Raw genomic sequence first — 15,177 nt, forward strand, 5'->3', positions numbered from 1 at the left:
CCGCACCCGCGCCGCGCACCGGCGGCGGGGGCCCCCACTGAGTCGCAACCCTGCGACCAGGTTCTGTCCACCGTCCGCGAACCCCGCGGCGGTCGGAAAAGGAGTCCGCATGTCCCGTTACGCCCACGCCCGGAAGGCAGCGGTTGTCATGGCCGCCACCACCGCGCTGCTGGTAACCGGTTTTCCGGCCCTCGCGCAGGCGGTCACCCCTGACGCGCCGGCCGCCGTTGCCGCGCAGCAGGCGAGCCGCGCCGAGCTGATCGCCTCGGCGAACCAGCAGACCGCCGGCCTCGCCCAGGTCCTGGGCCTGACCGCGAACGAGAAGCTGGTCACCAAGGACGTCGTCCAGGACACCAACGGTGCCCGCCACCTGCGCTACGAGCGCACCTACGCCGGCCTGCCGGTGCTCGGCGGCGACCTGATCGTCCACCAGGACGCCACCGGCGCCACCACGGGCGTGACCAAGGCCAGCGAGGCCGTGCTGACCGGCATCGAGACCACGCCGAAGCTCGCCGCGCCGAAGGCCCAGGAGGCCGCGCTGGCCGCCGAGGCCGGCTCCGCGCTCGACAAGGCCCCGACCCTGGTCGTCTGGGCCGGCGACGGCACCCCGAAGCTCGCCTGGCAGACCGTCGTCTCCGGCAAGGAGTCGGACGGCACCCCGAGCCGCCTGCGGGTCGTCACCGACGCCACCACCGGCGCCGTGCTGGGCAAGACCGAGGCCATCAAGACCGGCACCGGCACCGGCGTCTTCGTCGGCAGCGTCCCGCTGACCACCACCCAGAGCGGCTCCAGCTTCCAGCTCAAGGACGCCACCCGCGGCGGGCAGTACACCACCGACATGGGCAACCGGACCACCGGCAACGGCACCCTGTTCAGCCGGGCCACCGACACCTGGGGCAACGGCCAGGCCAGCAACCGCGAGTCGGCCGCCGTCGACGCCCAGTACGGCGCCGCCGCCACCTGGGACTTCTACAAGAACACCTTCGGCCGCAGCGGCATCCGCAACGACGGTGCCGGCGCGTTCAGCCGGGTCCACTACGACACCGGCTACGTCAACGCCTTCTGGGACGACGACTGCTTCTGCATGACCTACGGCGACGGTGACGGCGACACCCACCCGCTGACCGAGCTGGACGTGGCCGGCCACGAGATGAGCCACGGCGTCACCTCCGCCACCGCCAACCTCAACTACTCCGGCGAGTCCGGCGGCCTCAACGAGGCCACCTCTGACATCTTCGGCAACGCGGTCGAGTTCTACGCCAACCTGCCGAAGGACAACCCGGACTACCTGGTCGGCGAGCTCATCGACATCAACGGCAACGGCACGCCGCTGCGCTACATGGACAAGCCCTCCAAGGACGGCCGCTCGGCCGACTCCTGGTACTCGGGCGTCGGCAACCTGGACGTGCACTACTCGTCCGGTGTCGCCAACCACTTCTTCTACCTGCTGGCCGAGGGCAGCGGCGCCAAGGTGATCAACGGCGTCAGCTACAACAGCCCGACCGCCAACAACGTCACCGTCACCGGCATCGGCCGGGACAAGGCGCTGCAGATCTGGTACAAGGCGCTGACCTCGTTCATGACCTCCACCACCAACTACGCGCAGGCGCGCACCGCGACCGAGAACGCCGCCACGGCGCTCTACGGCGCGGGCAGCCCCGAGCTGATCGCGGTCGGCACCGCCTGGGCCGGCGTCAACGTCGGCACCGTGCCGCCGAACCCGGGTGGCGTCACCGTCACCAGCCCGGGCAACCAGAGCACCAAGGTCGGCACCGCCGTCAACCTGGCCATCAAGGCCACCGGCGGCACCGCCCCGCTCACCTACACGGCCACCGGCCTGCCGGCCGGCCTGGCGATCAACGCCTCCACCGGCGCGGTCACCGGCACCCCGACCACCATCGGCAACTCCAACGTCACCGTGACGGCGAAGGACTCGGCCGGCAAGACCGGCTCGGCCAGCTTCACCTGGGCGGTCACCGACGGCAGCACCACCTGCACCCCGGCGCAGCTGCTCGGCAACGCGGGCTTCGAGACGGGTACGGCCGCGCCGTGGACCGCCTCCAGCGGCGTCATCGACAACTCGTCCTCGCAGGCCGCGCACGGCGGCACCTGGAAGTCCTGGCTGAACGGCTACGGGTCCGCCCACACCGACACGCTGTCCCAGACGGTCTCCATCCCGGCCGGCTGCAAGGCGACCCTGAGCTTCTACCTGCACATCGACACCGGCGAGTCCGGCACCACCCAGTACGACAAGCTGACGGTCCAGGTCAACGGCACCACGCTGAAGACCTACTCCAACGTGGACGCGGCCGCGGGCTACCAGCTGCGGACCTTCGACCTGTCGGCCTACGCGGGCCAGACGGTCACCCTGAAGTTCAACGGCACCGAGGACTCCTCGCTGCAGACCAGCTTCGTGATCGACGACACCTCGATCGCCACGAGCTGACCCGGCGCCGGTGAACCCGGCGGAAACCAGGTAAGACAGGGCAGGGCCCGGCGGGTGCGACCGCCGGGCCCTGTGTCGTGGGCGGGTGCGTGCGGACCGGCGCTTCGAGGTCCGGGGCCGTGAGGTTCCGGAAACCGTGCGGTCACCCCGGGGCAACCGGCGGGCAACACGAAACACGGGCGAAACGTGTCTGTCCGCGACCGGTAATCCGTTCTCGCCACACTTCCGGCACCTGCCCTCTTCGCAGCTCCGGAGGACCTCCCATGCTCCTGGCCGCCTCCCTGGCCGTGTCCGCGGCCGCACCCGGCGCCGTTCCGCCGGCCGTGTCGGCAGCTGCGTCCGGTGCCGCCTCCCTGGCCGCCGACGCGCCGTCGGGGATCGACACCGGCGACACCGCCTGGCTGCTCGCCGCCACCGCGCTGGTGCTCCTGATGACCCCGGGGCTGGCGCTGTTCTACGGCGGCATGGTCCGCGCCAAGAGCGTGCTCAACATGATCATGATGAGCTTCGTCTCGATCGCGGTGGTCACGGTGGTCTGGCTGCTGGCCGGCTACTCGCTCGCCTTCGGCCCGGACGCCGGCGGCTGGGGGCTGATCGGCGGCCTCGACCACCTGGGGATGGCCGGGATCACGCCCGCCTCGGTCACCGGCACCGTCCCCACCGTGCTGTTCGCGACCTTCCAGCTGACCTTCGCGATCATCACCGCCGCGCTGATCAGCGGTGCCATCGCGGACCGGGCCAGGTTCGGCGCCTGGGTGGCCTTCACCGCCGTCTGGACGCTGCTGGTCTATGTGCCGGTCGCGCACTGGGTGTTCGCGCCCGGCGGCTGGATCCTGGCCCGGCTGGGCGCGCTGGACTTCGCCGGCGGCACCGTGGTCGAGGTCAACTGCGGGGCGAGCGGCCTGGCCCTGGCGCTGCTGCTCGGGCCCCGGATCGGCTTCCGCAAGGAGGCGATGCGCCCGCACAGCCTGCCGCTGGTGCTGCTCGGCGCGGGCCTGCTCTGGTTCGGCTGGTTCGGCTTCAACGCCGGTTCGGCGCTGGGCGCCAACGGCCTGGCCGCCTCCGCCCTGCTCAACACCCAGGCGGCCGGCTGCACCGGACTGCTCGGCTGGCTGCTGGTCGAGAAGCGCCGGGACGGCCACGCCACCACCCTCGGCGCTGCCTCCGGCGCGGTCGCGGGCCTGGTCGCGATCACGCCGTCCTGCGGCAGCGTCGACCTGCTCGGCGCCCTGGTGATCGGGCTGGCGGCCGGCGTGGTCTGCTCGTACGCGGTGAGCTGGAAGTTCCGCTTCGGCTTCGACGACTCGCTGGACGTGGTGGGCGTGCACTTCGTGGCCGGGGCGATCGGCACCGTACTGATCGGCCTCTTCGCCACCGCCGCGATGACCGGCGGCGCGACGGGGCTGCTGCACGGCGGCGGGTTCGGGCAGTTGGGCCGTCAGCTGGTGGCCGTCGCCGCCGTCGCGGTCTACGCCTTCGCGGTCACCTACGGCATCGGGTGGGCGATCGAGCGGCTGATGGGCTTCCGGGTCGGCGAGGAGGACGAACTCACCGGCCTGGACCTCGCCGTGCACGCCGAGACCGCGTACGATCACGGCGTCCTGGGCCACGGTGTGCTGGGGCAGGGGACCGTCCCGGCCCGCCCCACCGCCAGCGTGCTCGCGCACCCGTCCGACAAGGCGCCCTCCGCATGAAGCTGATCACCGCGATCGTGAAGCCGTTCAAGCTGGACGAGGTCAAGCGCGCGCTGCAGGCCGCCGGGGTGCACGGACTGACCGTCAGCGAGGCCAGCGGGTACGGCCGCCAGCACGGGCACACCGAGGTGTACCGGGGTGCCGAGTACCGGATCGACCTGGTGCCCAAGGTGCGGATCGAGGTCGTCGTCGAGGACGAGGACGCGGACCTGGTGATCGAGGCGGTGGTCCGGGCCGCCCGGACCGGGAAGATCGGCGACGGCAAGGTGTGGGCGGTCCCGGTGGAGACCGTGGTCCGGGTGCGTACCGGCGAGCGCGGGCCGGACGCGGTCTGACGGGGCGGCAGCCCTCCGACCGGCCAGGTGCCATCCCTTCCGGGGCGGCACCTTTCTTTTGGGTTCGCCTACGACCTTTGCGGGCCTGCGGAAACCTTTCTCCCATCCCCTTGACGGGTCCCGGTGGCGACCCTAAGTTCGGCGCAGCACATTTCCTGAAAGTTTCAGCAAGCTTTCATCAGCGGTACCCCGGCTGCCCCCACCCCAGCCACCCCCACAGGAGACAACGTGGTCACCACCGTTCCCGCCCGTCGGCCTGCCCGCAGAACCGGGCCCGTCCGCAGCGCCAGGCCCGTCCGCGCGGCCGGCGCGCTCGGCGCCTCGGCGGCCCTCGCCCTCTCGCTCACCGGCGCCCTCGGCGCCGCCCCCACCGCACAGGCCGCCCCGCCCGGCGGCGGCAAGGACGTCACGGGGACCCTCTTCGAGTGGCGCTTCGACTCGGTCGCCAAGGCCTGCACCGACACCCTCGGCCCGAAGGGCTACGGCTTCGTCGAGGTCTCGCCGCCCCAGGAGCACATCCAGGGCAGCCAGTGGTGGACCTCCTACCAGCCGGTGAGCTACCGGATAGCCGGGCGCCTCGGCGACCGGACGGCCTTCAAGAACATGATCGACACCTGCCACGCGGCCGGCGTCAAGGTGATCGCCGACTCGGTGATCAACCACATGTCGGCGGGTTCCGGCACCGGCACCGGCGGCACCGCCTACAGCAAGTACACCTACCCCGGGTACTACCAGGACCAGGACTTCCACTCCTGCCGGCGGGCGATCGGCAACTACAACGACCGCTCCGAGGTGCAGAACTGCGAGCTGGTCAACCTCTCCGACCTGGACACCGGCAGCGCCTACGTCCAGCGGACGATCGCCGCCTACCTGAACGACCTGGCCTCGCTGGGCGTCGACGGCTACCGGATCGACGCCGCCAAGCACATCGCCGCCGCCGACCTCGCCGCCATCAAGGCGAAAACGGCCAACCCGCAGGCCTACTGGGTGCAGGAGGTCATCTACGGCGGCGGCGAGCCGATCCAGCCCTCCGAGTACACCGGCACCGGCGACGTCGACGAGTTCCGCTCCGGCACCTGGCTGAAGAGCGCCTTCCAGGGTGGCCGGCTCGCCGACCTGTCCGGCTGGGGCGGCGGCCTGCTGCCCAGCGACAAGGCCCGCACCTTCGTCGACAACTGGGACACCGAGCGCAACGGCTCCACGCTGACCTACCGGGACGGCTCCGCCTACACCCTGGCCAACATCTTCATGCTGGCCCACCCGTACGGCTCGCCCAACGTGTACTCCGGCTACGCCTTCACCGGGCACGACGACGGCCCGCCGAACAGCGGCACCGTCAACGCCTGCTACCAGGACGGCTGGAACTGCACCCACGCCTGGCGGCAGGTGGCCAACATGGTCGGCTTCCGCAACGCGGTGGCCGGCACCGGACTCACCGACTGGTGGTCCAACGGCGGCAACGCGATCGCCTTCGGCCGGGGCGGCAAGGGCTTCGTGGCGATCAACCGGGAGAGCGCCGCGATCGCCCGGACCTTCCAGACCTCGCTGCCGGCCGGCTCGTACTGCGACGTCCAGCACGGCGACCCGGTGGCCGGCGGGTGCACCGGTCCGTCCTACACCGTCGGCACGGACGGCCGGTTCACCGCCACCGTCGGCGCCGGCGACGCGGTCGCGCTGTACGTCGGAGCGCCCGGTGGCGGCACCGCGGTGACCGGCGGGGCGTCCTTCGCCGTCAACGCGACCACCAGTTGGGGGCAGAACCTCTACGTGGTCGGGGACAACCCCGCCCTCGGCGCCTGGGACCCGGCCGCCGCGCTGCCGCTCGCCTCGGCCGCCTACCCGCTGTGGAAGCTCGACGTGGCGCTGCCCGCCGGGACGTCCTTCGCGTACAAGTACCTGCGCAAGGACGCCTCGGGCGCGGTCACCTGGGAGTCCGGGGCCAACCGGACCGCGACGGTGCCCGCCTCGGGCAAGGTGGTGCTGAACGACACCTGGCGCCCGTAGGGAGTGTTGGAGTGTGGGGGGATGCCCGTCAGCCCGGTGCGACGGGTTTCCCCCCTACGAGTGGACCGGCGTCCTCAAACCCGTTTCGGCGGGTGAACGCTGTCAGCATCGCGGAATGAGCACCGCCCCCGTCGTCCTCGACCTCGAACTCTGCGGCGGCCGCTGGGACGGCCACCGCAAGCGCGTCCCCGCAGCCGCCCCGCCGCCCGCGCTGCGGATGGCACTGCGGACCGAACTGCCCGCGGCCGAGGCGGGGGAGTACTGGCCCACCACCAGCGTCTACCTGCTGGTCGACGGGGACGGCGGGCGGCGCTACCGGCACTCCCACGACGAGTAGCCGCCGGGGCGGGCGGGCCCGGTCGGCGGTCGTCGGTCGTCGGGCGTCGGCCGTCGGCCGTCGGTCGTCGGTCGTCGCCTCCGGGGCGTCGGCTCAGCCGCGGCCGACGTACGGCATGGTGGTCGCCATCACGGTGGCGAACTGCACATTGGCCTCCAGCGGCAGTTCCGCCATGTGCCGCACGGTGCGGGCCACATCGGCGACGTCCATGGTCGGCTCCACCGCGATCCGCCCGTCCGCCTGCCGGACGCCCAGGCTCATCGCGGCCGTCATGTCGGTGGCGGCGTTGCCGATGTCGATCTGCCCGCAGGCGATCCGGTACGGGCGGCCGTCCAGCGACAGCGACTTGGTCAGCCCGGTCACGGCGTGCTTGGTCGCGGTGTAGGCGACCGACTGCGGGCGCGGCACATGCGCGGAGATCGAGCCGTTGTTGATGATCCGGCCGCCCTGCGGACGCTGCGCCCGCATCTGCCGGAACGCCGCGCGGGCGCACAGGAACGCGCCGGTCAGGTTGAGGTCCACCACGGCCCGCCACTCGGCGATGTCCAGCTCGTCCACCGCGGCCGGGGCGCCGAAGGTCCCGGCGTTGTTGAACAGCAGGTCCACCCGTCCGAAGCGCTCGACGGCCGCCGCGAACAGCGCGTCCACGGCCTCCGGATCGGTGACGTCGGTCGGTGTCACCAGGGCCTCCGTGGCGATCGGCCGGGCGGTCTCGCGCAGCGGCTCCGCGCGCCGTCCGGCGAGCACCAGCCGCCATCCCCCGGCGGCCAGTTCCCGCGCGACGGCCCGGCCGACGCCGCTCCCGGCTCCGGTGACAACGGCGATCTGTTCCAGCATGGCGGACTCCTCGGCTCGCGGCGGCTGGCCCGATCGTTCCCGATCCCCGCCCCGGCGTCACTGGTACGAGTGTCCAAGGCCCGGGGTGGAGCGGTGGCCGCTCGCTCGTTCGGGCGGTCCTGGCGGTGGGCGGTGGACGAGCCCGCGGTGGACGAGCCTGCGGTGGTCGTGCGGGCGGCCCTGGGGGAGGGTTTCGTCCCGGTCCGGCGAGTGCTCCGGTCCCGGTCCGGTGGATCCCCGCCGACCGGCGGGGGCGCCACCCCGCCGGTCGGCAGGGCCCGGCGGAGGCTTTACTCGATCGGGAACAAACATTGGATCGGAGCCGGCCGCCGCGCAACCGGCCCGGGGCAGGTCACGTCATAAGATCGCAGGACGGCACGCCGCCGCGCAGGGCGGCGATCAGCCTCCCGGGGGTCCCGCAGACAGTCGCGCCCCGGGCCTGTCCGGCCCCACCCGGGGGCCACCGCCCGGCTCCGCGGAGCGGGCGCGACACCGGTCGGAGAGTTCTCACCGTGCAGCCGCAGTCCTCCCGTTTCCGCGCCGTGCTGACCGGTGCCACCGCCTTCACCCTGGCCGCCGCGCTCGCGGCCTGCGGTAGTACGGACGGCGGGAGCAAGGGCGACTCGGCGAAGGCCGGCGCCGGCAAGGGTGCGGCGGCGGCCACCGGCTCCTCCGCCGCGTCCGCGGCCTCCTCGGCGCCCGGTTCCTCCGCTCCCGGTTCTTCCGCTCCCGGTTCCTCCGCCCCGGGCTCCCCGGCGGCCGGTTCGACCTCGGCCCCGGCGGCGCCCGTCCCGGCCGCCGGTTCCGGCAAGGTGCTGATGCCCACCGGCCCGCAGGCCGCGTTCGGCAAGGCCAGGGACACCGCCGCCGGCCAGATCATGATGACCACCCTGGCCGGTCCCAAGTCCGGGGTCTCCGGCAAGGTCTGGGTCTGGCTCCCCCCGGAGTACAACGACCCGAAGTACGCGAAGACCGGCTTCCCGGTGCTCACGCTGTACGCGGGCGGCCAGAGCGCCGGCTACAACACCTGGACCGACAACCAGTTGCCGATCCAGGAGGTCGACGCCGACCTCGCCAAGCAGGGCAAGGCCCACCCCTTCATCATGATCATGCCGGTGCAGAACCTCGACTCCAACGAGGCCAAGGCCCTGGAGTGCGCCGACATCCCGGGCCAGCCCAAGATCGGCACCTGGATGGCCGAGGACATCCCCGACTTCGTGCGCGCCAACTTCCGCACCGTGAAGGGCCGCGACGGCTGGGGCCTGATGGGCGCCTCCACCGGCGCGTTCTGCAGCGCGAAGCTGGCCCTGCAGCACCCGGACAAGTTCAAGGCCGCCGTCCCGATCGACGGCTACTTCAACCCCGACTCGCCGCTCTGGAAGGGCTACGAGACCGACCGCCAGGCCAACAGCCCCGACCTGCTGGTCGCCCAGGGCAAGGCCGACGTCAGGATGCTGGCCACCGCCGGCGGCGCCAACGCGTACGAGATGAAGCTGGTCAAGGCGTGGGCCGCGAAGGCCGCGCCGCCGCTCACCGTCGAGTACTACGAGCAGCCCGGCGGGAAGCACCTGACCACCGACTTCAAGAAGATGATCCCGGACACCCTGCAGTGGCTCACCAAGAACCTCGCGGGGCCGCAGAGCGACTGAGGCACCCGGGGCACTGGGGCACTGGGGCACCGGCTCAGGAGCGGAGCGGACCGGCCGATCGCATCGGCCGGTCCGCTCCGCCGTTTCCGGTGTCCCGTGACGAAATGCGGTGGTCGTGCCGCTCGTGACGGTCGTGGTGGTCGTGCCGCCCGTGACGGTCGCGGCGGAATGTTGCGCCGCGTTCGCCGCCGCGACCGCCGGAGCGGGTCGAACAGCCGCTGAGCTGCACGTCAATCGGACATTGATTCGCCTCTGATGTCCTCTCATCACCCTGGTGGGAGTGCCAGCCCACCACTTCCGCCAGGTCGTGCCAGCCCTGCCCGAGACGTGAAGAGAGTGCCATGCCCAGCCACCTGCTGCCCGTAGCGTCCCCGGTGTCCCCGGCCGTGCCCACCCAGGGCGGCCCCGTGCACGACCGCACCGCCGACGAGGAGCCGCAGGCCTTCCGCTTCGCCGGCCTGCGGCTGGTGCACTCCGCACTCCGCCGCGACCTCGCCAGGCTGCCCAACGCCCTCCGACTGCTGCAGCCCGGCGAGGACGAGAAGGGCGCCGCGCTGCTGCGCCACTGGACCTTCGTCACCGCGGTGCTGTCCTGCCACCACGAGCAGCAGGACACCCGGATCTGGCCGATCGTCCGCCGGTTCGCGCCCGAGCTGCGGCTGCTGCTGAACTGGCTGGAGTCGGACCACCACAACCTCGACCACTCGTTCACCCGGGTCACCACCCTGGTCCGGATCGCCAGCCGGGACACCGGTTCGGTCTGGCCGGTGGCCTACGCGATCGAGGACCTCGCGGCCCGGCTGGAGACCCATCTGCGGGTCGAGGAGCGCCAGCTGCTGCCGCGGATGGAGATGGTCTTCACGGAGAACTCGCGGGTGGGCAGCCTGCCCGAGCTGCTCGACGTGATGCACTCCGCCGACGGCCCGGGCACGCCGGACGCGCTCGCCTGGCTGCTGGACGGTGTCGAACCGGCGCTGGTCGAGCGGCTGCTCGCCGACTGCGACGACCTCGTGGCCCGGCACTGGCCGCACTGGCAGGCCACCTACCAGCGGTGCACGGCGCCGCTGTGGGGCCCGCCCGAGGCCTGGGACGCGGCCGGGGAGTGAGCCCCGGGGCTTTTGCGGCGCTTCGGTCTACGCGCGTGGCAGGTGCCGGGGGCGTATGCCAACGCGGTCCGCCGTCGTCCGGCTGTGGTGCGGCCGTCCTGCGCGACGGGGTTCAGTGCAGGCCGAGCCGGCCCAGGTAGCCCGGCAGGTCGGCGGGGTCGTGGGTGGCCAGGCCCAGATAGCCGTCCGGTCGGACGACGAACAGGCCCGGTCCGTACACCCGCTCCGTGACGCCGCCGTCGATCCGGTGCCCGTGCACCCCGGCGGGCAGCTCGGGGAGGGCGCGGCCGACCGCGAGCACGGTGACCTGCGGGCCGCGGAACAGTTCGAAGAGCCGCCGCGCCGACCCGCTGCCGTCGTCCGTCGTGCCGTTCGCCGTGCCGTTCGCGGCGCCGTCGGCCGTGCCGTCCAGCGGCGCGTCCGGGGCCCGCTCCCCGGCCCGCAGTGCGTCCTCGGCCAGGCCGGGGCGTGCCTCGACGGTCAACGGGCCGTCCTCGTAGCCGAGTCCGAGCTGTTCGGTGCGCGGGCCGCGCCGCAGTCCGCCGGCCCTGACCCCGCCCGCGCGGTGCAGCCGGGTGGAGATCTCCAGCACCTCGGCGGCGATCGGCAGCCGTTCCTCCTCGTAGCTGTCCAGCAGGGCCTCGTCGGCGCCGTGCCGCAGCACCTGGCCGAGCTTCCAGCCCAGGTTGTAGGCGTCCTGGATGCTGGTGTTGAGGCCCTGGCCGCCGGCCGGGGAGTGGATGTGCGCGGCGTCGCCGGCCAGGAAGACCCGGCCCTGCCGGAACCGCTCGGCGAGCGCCGTGCGCGGCCGGAAGCCGGAGGCCCAGTGCACCCGGCCGAGCGCCGACTCCGGCAGGTGGGTGCGGGCCGCGACGGTCCGTCGCACGCCCTCCGGCGAGGTGTCGGGCTCCTCCGGGCCGGGACCGCCCTCCGCGCCGTTCTCCGTGCCGCCCTCCGTGCCGAACTGGGCGAACAGTTGGAACGCGGTGGTGCTCGGCAGCGGGCAGAGCAGCAGGGGGCCGCCGGGTGCCTTCGGCCAGACGTGCCAGTTCCCGCGGTCCAGGCCGTCGATCTCCAGATCGGCGACCAGGGCCGGGCGCGGGTCGACCTGCTCGCCCGTCATCGGGATGCCCACCGCCCGGCGGACGGTGGAGCGGCCGCCGTCGGCGGCGACCAGGTAGCGGGCGGAGACGGTCCGCTCGGTGCCGTCGGGGCCGGTCAGCCGGGCCTCGACCCGGTCCGGGTGCTGGTCGAGGCCGCTCAGCGCGGTGCCGAGAACGACCTCGCCGCCGAGTTCGCGCAGCCGCTCGTGCAGCAGCTCCTGGGTGCGCCACTGCGGGAGCATCCAGACCGAGGGGAACGGCACGGTCGGGTCCGGGGCAGCCGGCCCGGGACCCCCGACGAGGTCCCACTCGCCCTGCCGCTCGCCGTCCTCCCAGCTCAGCATCCGGGGGTAGGGCCGACCGGCGGCATGGACGGCGGCGAGCAGGCCGAGGTCCTCGAAGACCTCCTGGGTCCGGGGCTGGAGGCCCTTGCCGCGCGAGCCGGGGAACAGTGCCCCGGCCTGCTCGACCAGCAGCGCGGAGACTCCGCGCCGGGCCAGGTCGCAGGCGAGGGTCAGGCCGGTCGGGCCGGCGCCGACGATGAGGACCTCGGTCCGGGTCGGGGCGTGCGTCATCGCACACTCTCCTTAACGTTGTTAAGTGACTGACGTCCGGAAGCATGGGCTTAACGGTGTTAAGTTGTCAATGCCGCACGGCCGCACCGGGCGGCCCCGTCACCGCGAAGGCGGCCGGCCGCCACGGAAGGAAGGGCGCGACATGCCGCCGAAGCTGGACCGCGCCCAGGTGGTCGACGCCGCCCTGCGCCTGCTCGACGAGACCGGGCTGGAGGGGCTCACCCTGCGCCGGATCGCCACCGAGCTGGACGTCAAGGCACCCGCGCTGTACTGGCACTTCGCCAACAAGCAGGCGCTGCTGGACGAGATGGCCACCGAGATGCTCCGCCGGATGTTCGCCGGGCCGGTCGCCGTCCCGGAGAGCTGGCAGGAGGCGATCACCACCACCTGCCGCACCCTGCGCACCGCGCTGCTCGGCTACCGGGACGGCGCCAAGGTCTTCAGCGGCACCCGGCTCACCGACTACGGGCACGCCGAGGGGCAGCAGGCCCTGCTCGCCGCGTTCCGCCGGGCCGGGTTCGAACTCGCCGACGCCGTCCTGGCCTTCACCACCGCGTACGCGTTCACCACCGGGTTCGTGATCGAGGAGCAGGCCGTCCACCCGGTGCCGGGGGAGCGGGCCCCCGACTACGACCCGGAGCGGCGGGCCGCCGCCATCGACCCCGGGCACCCGCTCGCCGCGGCCGCGAGCCGGGAGCTCTTCGGGGACTTCGAGCGGCGCTTCGAGCGCGGTCTGGCGATCGTCGTGGCCGGCGTCGAGGCCTCGCTCCGCCCGGAACCCTCGCCCCTGGATCCGTCCTGACCGGCAACTCCCGCTGTCCCCTAGGGGATTCACCCCGCACGATGTCCGGGTGACGGCGGCCGGGAGGGTCGGGGGAGGGCCAGGGGCCGGGTACCGCCGACGGCCGATGGCCGGCCGGCGGCGCGCGCCTACCGTCGGAGCCATGACGAGTGCACCCGCGAACCCGCCCCCGGAGCACCGCCCCGGACTCCGACCCGCCGACCTGCCCGCTCGCCGCCCCGCCGACCTGCCCACCGTCCGCCGCCGGAGGCCGGCCCTCCGCTCGGCCGCCCTCGCGGCCGGCGCCGTGCTGCTGCTCGGCGCCGGCCTCACCGCCTGCAAGGGCGGTGTCTCGCTCTGCCTCGACGACAACAGCTGCGATGTCGCCGTCCGCACCGAGAAGGCCGACAGCACCCACACCGTCGAGGTCTTCGGCGGCGACAAGACCCTCAGCCTCACCGTGGGCCGGATCACCGACACCACGGCCGAGGTCAAGCTCGGCGAGGACACCAAGACCCTCACCGAGGACATCGAGACCACCGTCGGCTCCGCGAAGATCACCCTGCGCCACGCCAACGGGCAGGAGCACACCGCCGAACTCCACGTCGTCCGCTGACCGCCCGTCGGCCCCGGTGGGCCTCGGCCGCCCCGGTCGGTCCGGTCGTGGAGCGCCGCTACTCCGGCAGGCGGTTGAGCCAGGTGATCGGCGAGACCGCGATCGCCGTCTCCGGCGCACCGTCCCACTCCGAGGGCAGCCCGGCCGCCGTCAGCGCCGCCACCACCGCGCGCCCGACCTCGGCCGTCCGCCGCACGGCGGCCTCCGTCGACTCGCCGTCCTCCAGGAACCCGCCGTACCGCAGCATCAACGCACCGCCGTCGGCGGCCCGTTCGGTGTCCTGCTGATGGAAGAACACGAAGCCCCGCGAGTCCTCCTCGGCCTCGCCCCCGATCTCGGCGTAACCGCAACTCGCACAGCAGGTGAAGTCCATCGCGGCGACGATGCCCAGCTCCTCCAGGGCGTCGAAGGCGGCCTCCAGCCGGTCGACGTCGGTCGTCTCCGGCCAGGAGGCCTGCTCCTCCAACCGCGCCCGCCACAGCGGAGCGACGATCCGCTCCGCCTCCTCCATCGTCAGTCCCTGGTCGTCGAGGACCTCGACCAGGGACTCGGCTATCTCGTCCGGCTCCTGGAAGCCGCACCGGATCAGCTCGCGGGCCCGCTCCTCGGCGTCCCGCAGTACCTCGTCGGCAAGGGTGCTCTGTACGGTGTCCTGGTCCATACCCGCATCCAAGCACCCCCCTCCGACAACGGCCGGGGCGTGCGGTCCGGTGCTACCGTCCCCGGGTGACCTCGCTCCTCCAGCCCCCGCTGATCACCCGTCTGCTCGCCGCCGAGCGCATCCTGATCGCCGGCGCCGGCGGCGGCTTCGACGTCTACGCGGGCCTGCCGCTCGCCCTCGCCCTGCGGGCCGCGGGCAAGGAGGTGCATCTGGCCAACCTCTCCTTCAGCGAGCTCCACGCCCTGCCCGCCGAGGTCTGGCAGGAGCCCGACCTGGCCCTGGTCCGGCCCGACACCCCGGCCCCTGACGGCTATTTCCCCGAGCGGACGCTCGCCCGCTGGCTCCGGCTGCACGGCATGCCCGACCAGGTCTGGGCGTTCCCCAGGACCGGGGTGCAGCCGCTGCGCGCCGCCTACCGTGCCCTCGTCGAGCGCCTCGGCATCGACGCCGTCCTGCTGGTCGACGGCGGTACCGACATCCTGATGCGCGGCGACGAGGCGGGCCTCGGCACACCGGAGGAGGACATGACCAGCCTGGCCGCCGTCGCCGGGCTCACCGAGGTCCCCGAACGGCTGGTCGCCTGCCTCGGTTTCGGCATCGACGCCTACCACGGCGTCAACCACTCCCTGGTCCTGGAGAACCTCGCCGCGATCGACCGGGCCGGCGGCTACCTCGGCGCCTTCTCCGTCCCGCGCGACAGCCCGGAGGGGGCGCTCTACCTGGACGCCGTGGAGCACGCCCGGGCGGCGTTCCCGGAGCACCCGAGCATCGTCCAGGGCTCGGTGGCGGCCGCGCTGCGCGGCCTGTTCGGCGACGTCCGGTTCACCGACCGCACCAAGGGCGGCAAGCTCTTCGTCAATCCGCTGATGACGCTCTACTTCGGGGTCACCGTGGAGGCGCTGGTCGCCGAGCACCGCTACCTCGACCGGCTCGAACGGACGGTCCTGATGCGCCAGGTCGCCACCGTCATCGGCGACTTCCAGGACTCACTGCCCGTCCAGCGGCCGCCGCGGCAGTTCCCGCACTGACGCTC

General features: G+C 73.0%; 13 protein-coding genes. 10 read left to right on the forward strand and 3 right to left on the reverse strand.

From position 1 onward, the window contains the following. Positions 1-109 precede the first annotated feature (109 nt). From ADK60_RS10455 to ADK60_RS10475, 5 genes are all read left to right on the forward strand, one after another. Positions 110-2,446: a M4 family metallopeptidase gene (locus ADK60_RS10455; RefSeq protein WP_053645088.1), complete on the forward strand. Its 2,337-nt coding sequence runs from the start codon at positions 110-112 to the stop codon at positions 2,444-2,446. Positions 2,447-2,709: 263 nt separating this feature from the next. After that, positions 2,710-4,140 (forward strand): ammonium transporter, encoded by a 1,431-nt coding sequence (locus tag ADK60_RS10460; RefSeq protein WP_079008219.1) that lies wholly within the window; start codon positions 2,710-2,712, stop codon positions 4,138-4,140. Beyond that, positions 4,137-4,475 (forward strand): P-II family nitrogen regulator, encoded by a 339-nt coding sequence (locus ADK60_RS10465; RefSeq protein ID WP_030391571.1) that lies wholly within the window; start codon positions 4,137-4,139, stop codon positions 4,473-4,475. Before ADK60_RS10460 ends, ADK60_RS10465 begins: the two co-directional genes overlap by 4 nt. Before the next feature lie 228 nt (positions 4,476-4,703). Then, positions 4,704-6,479 (forward strand): carbohydrate-binding module family 20 domain-containing protein, encoded by a 1,776-nt coding sequence (locus ADK60_RS10470; protein WP_053645090.1) that lies wholly within the window; start codon positions 4,704-4,706, stop codon positions 6,477-6,479. A 115-nt stretch (positions 6,480-6,594) separates the two neighbouring features. Then, positions 6,595-6,816, forward strand: a complete 222-nt coding sequence (locus tag ADK60_RS10475) for a hypothetical protein (protein ID WP_053645092.1) — start codon at positions 6,595-6,597, stop codon at positions 6,814-6,816. Positions 6,817-6,909: 93 nt separating this feature from the next. Here ADK60_RS10475 and ADK60_RS10480 read toward each other — a convergent pair whose 3' ends face one another. Then, positions 6,910-7,653 carry an SDR family oxidoreductase gene (locus tag ADK60_RS10480; RefSeq protein ID WP_053645094.1) on the reverse strand — a complete coding sequence of 248 codons (744 nt, stop codon included), beginning with the start codon at positions 7,651-7,653 and terminating at the stop codon, positions 6,910-6,912. A 512-nt stretch (positions 7,654-8,165) separates the two neighbouring features. On the opposite strand from ADK60_RS10480, the gene ADK60_RS10485 reads away from it, so the two are divergent. Next, positions 8,166-9,302, forward strand: a complete 1,137-nt coding sequence (locus ADK60_RS10485) for an alpha/beta hydrolase (protein ID WP_234371023.1) — start codon at positions 8,166-8,168, stop codon at positions 9,300-9,302. A 341-nt stretch (positions 9,303-9,643) separates the two neighbouring features. After that, entirely contained in the window at positions 9,644-10,408 is a 765-nt protein-coding gene (locus ADK60_RS10490; protein ID WP_045939443.1) for a hemerythrin domain-containing protein, read from the forward strand. Positions 10,409-10,520: 112 nt separating this feature from the next. Here the strand turns inward: ADK60_RS10490 and ADK60_RS10495 are convergent, their stop codons facing one another. Then, complete coding sequence (locus ADK60_RS10495; RefSeq protein ID WP_053645096.1) at positions 10,521-12,086, reverse strand: FAD-dependent monooxygenase; 1,566 nt, start codon at positions 12,084-12,086, stop codon at positions 10,521-10,523. 142 nt (positions 12,087-12,228) lie between these two features. Here ADK60_RS10495 and ADK60_RS10500 point away from each other — a divergent pair, with 142 nt between their 5' ends. Together ADK60_RS10500 and ADK60_RS10505 are read left to right on the forward strand one after the other, a co-directional pair. Further along, positions 12,229-12,888, forward strand: coding sequence for a TetR/AcrR family transcriptional regulator C-terminal domain-containing protein (locus tag ADK60_RS10500; RefSeq protein WP_053645098.1), 660 nt, complete (start codon positions 12,229-12,231; stop codon positions 12,886-12,888). 142 nt (positions 12,889-13,030) lie between these two features. Further along, positions 13,031-13,483 (forward strand): hypothetical protein, encoded by a 453-nt coding sequence (locus ADK60_RS10505; protein ID WP_053645100.1) that lies wholly within the window; start codon positions 13,031-13,033, stop codon positions 13,481-13,483. A gap of 58 nt (positions 13,484-13,541) precedes the next feature. Here the strand turns inward: ADK60_RS10505 and ADK60_RS10510 are convergent, their stop codons facing one another. After that, complete coding sequence (locus tag ADK60_RS10510) at positions 13,542-14,144, reverse strand: DUF6891 domain-containing protein (protein WP_052708989.1); 603 nt, start codon at positions 14,142-14,144, stop codon at positions 13,542-13,544. Between the two features lie 65 nt (positions 14,145-14,209). Here ADK60_RS10510 and ADK60_RS10515 point away from each other — a divergent pair, with 65 nt between their 5' ends. Continuing rightward, positions 14,210-15,172, forward strand: a complete 963-nt coding sequence (locus ADK60_RS10515; RefSeq protein ID WP_053645102.1) for a DUF1152 domain-containing protein — start codon at positions 14,210-14,212, stop codon at positions 15,170-15,172. The last annotated feature ends 5 nt before the right edge of the window (positions 15,173-15,177 follow it).

The organism is Streptomyces sp. XY431 (genome assembly GCF_001279805.1).
GTDB classification, from domain to species: Bacteria; Actinomycetota; Actinomycetes; order Streptomycetales; family Streptomycetaceae; genus Kitasatospora; species Kitasatospora purpeofusca.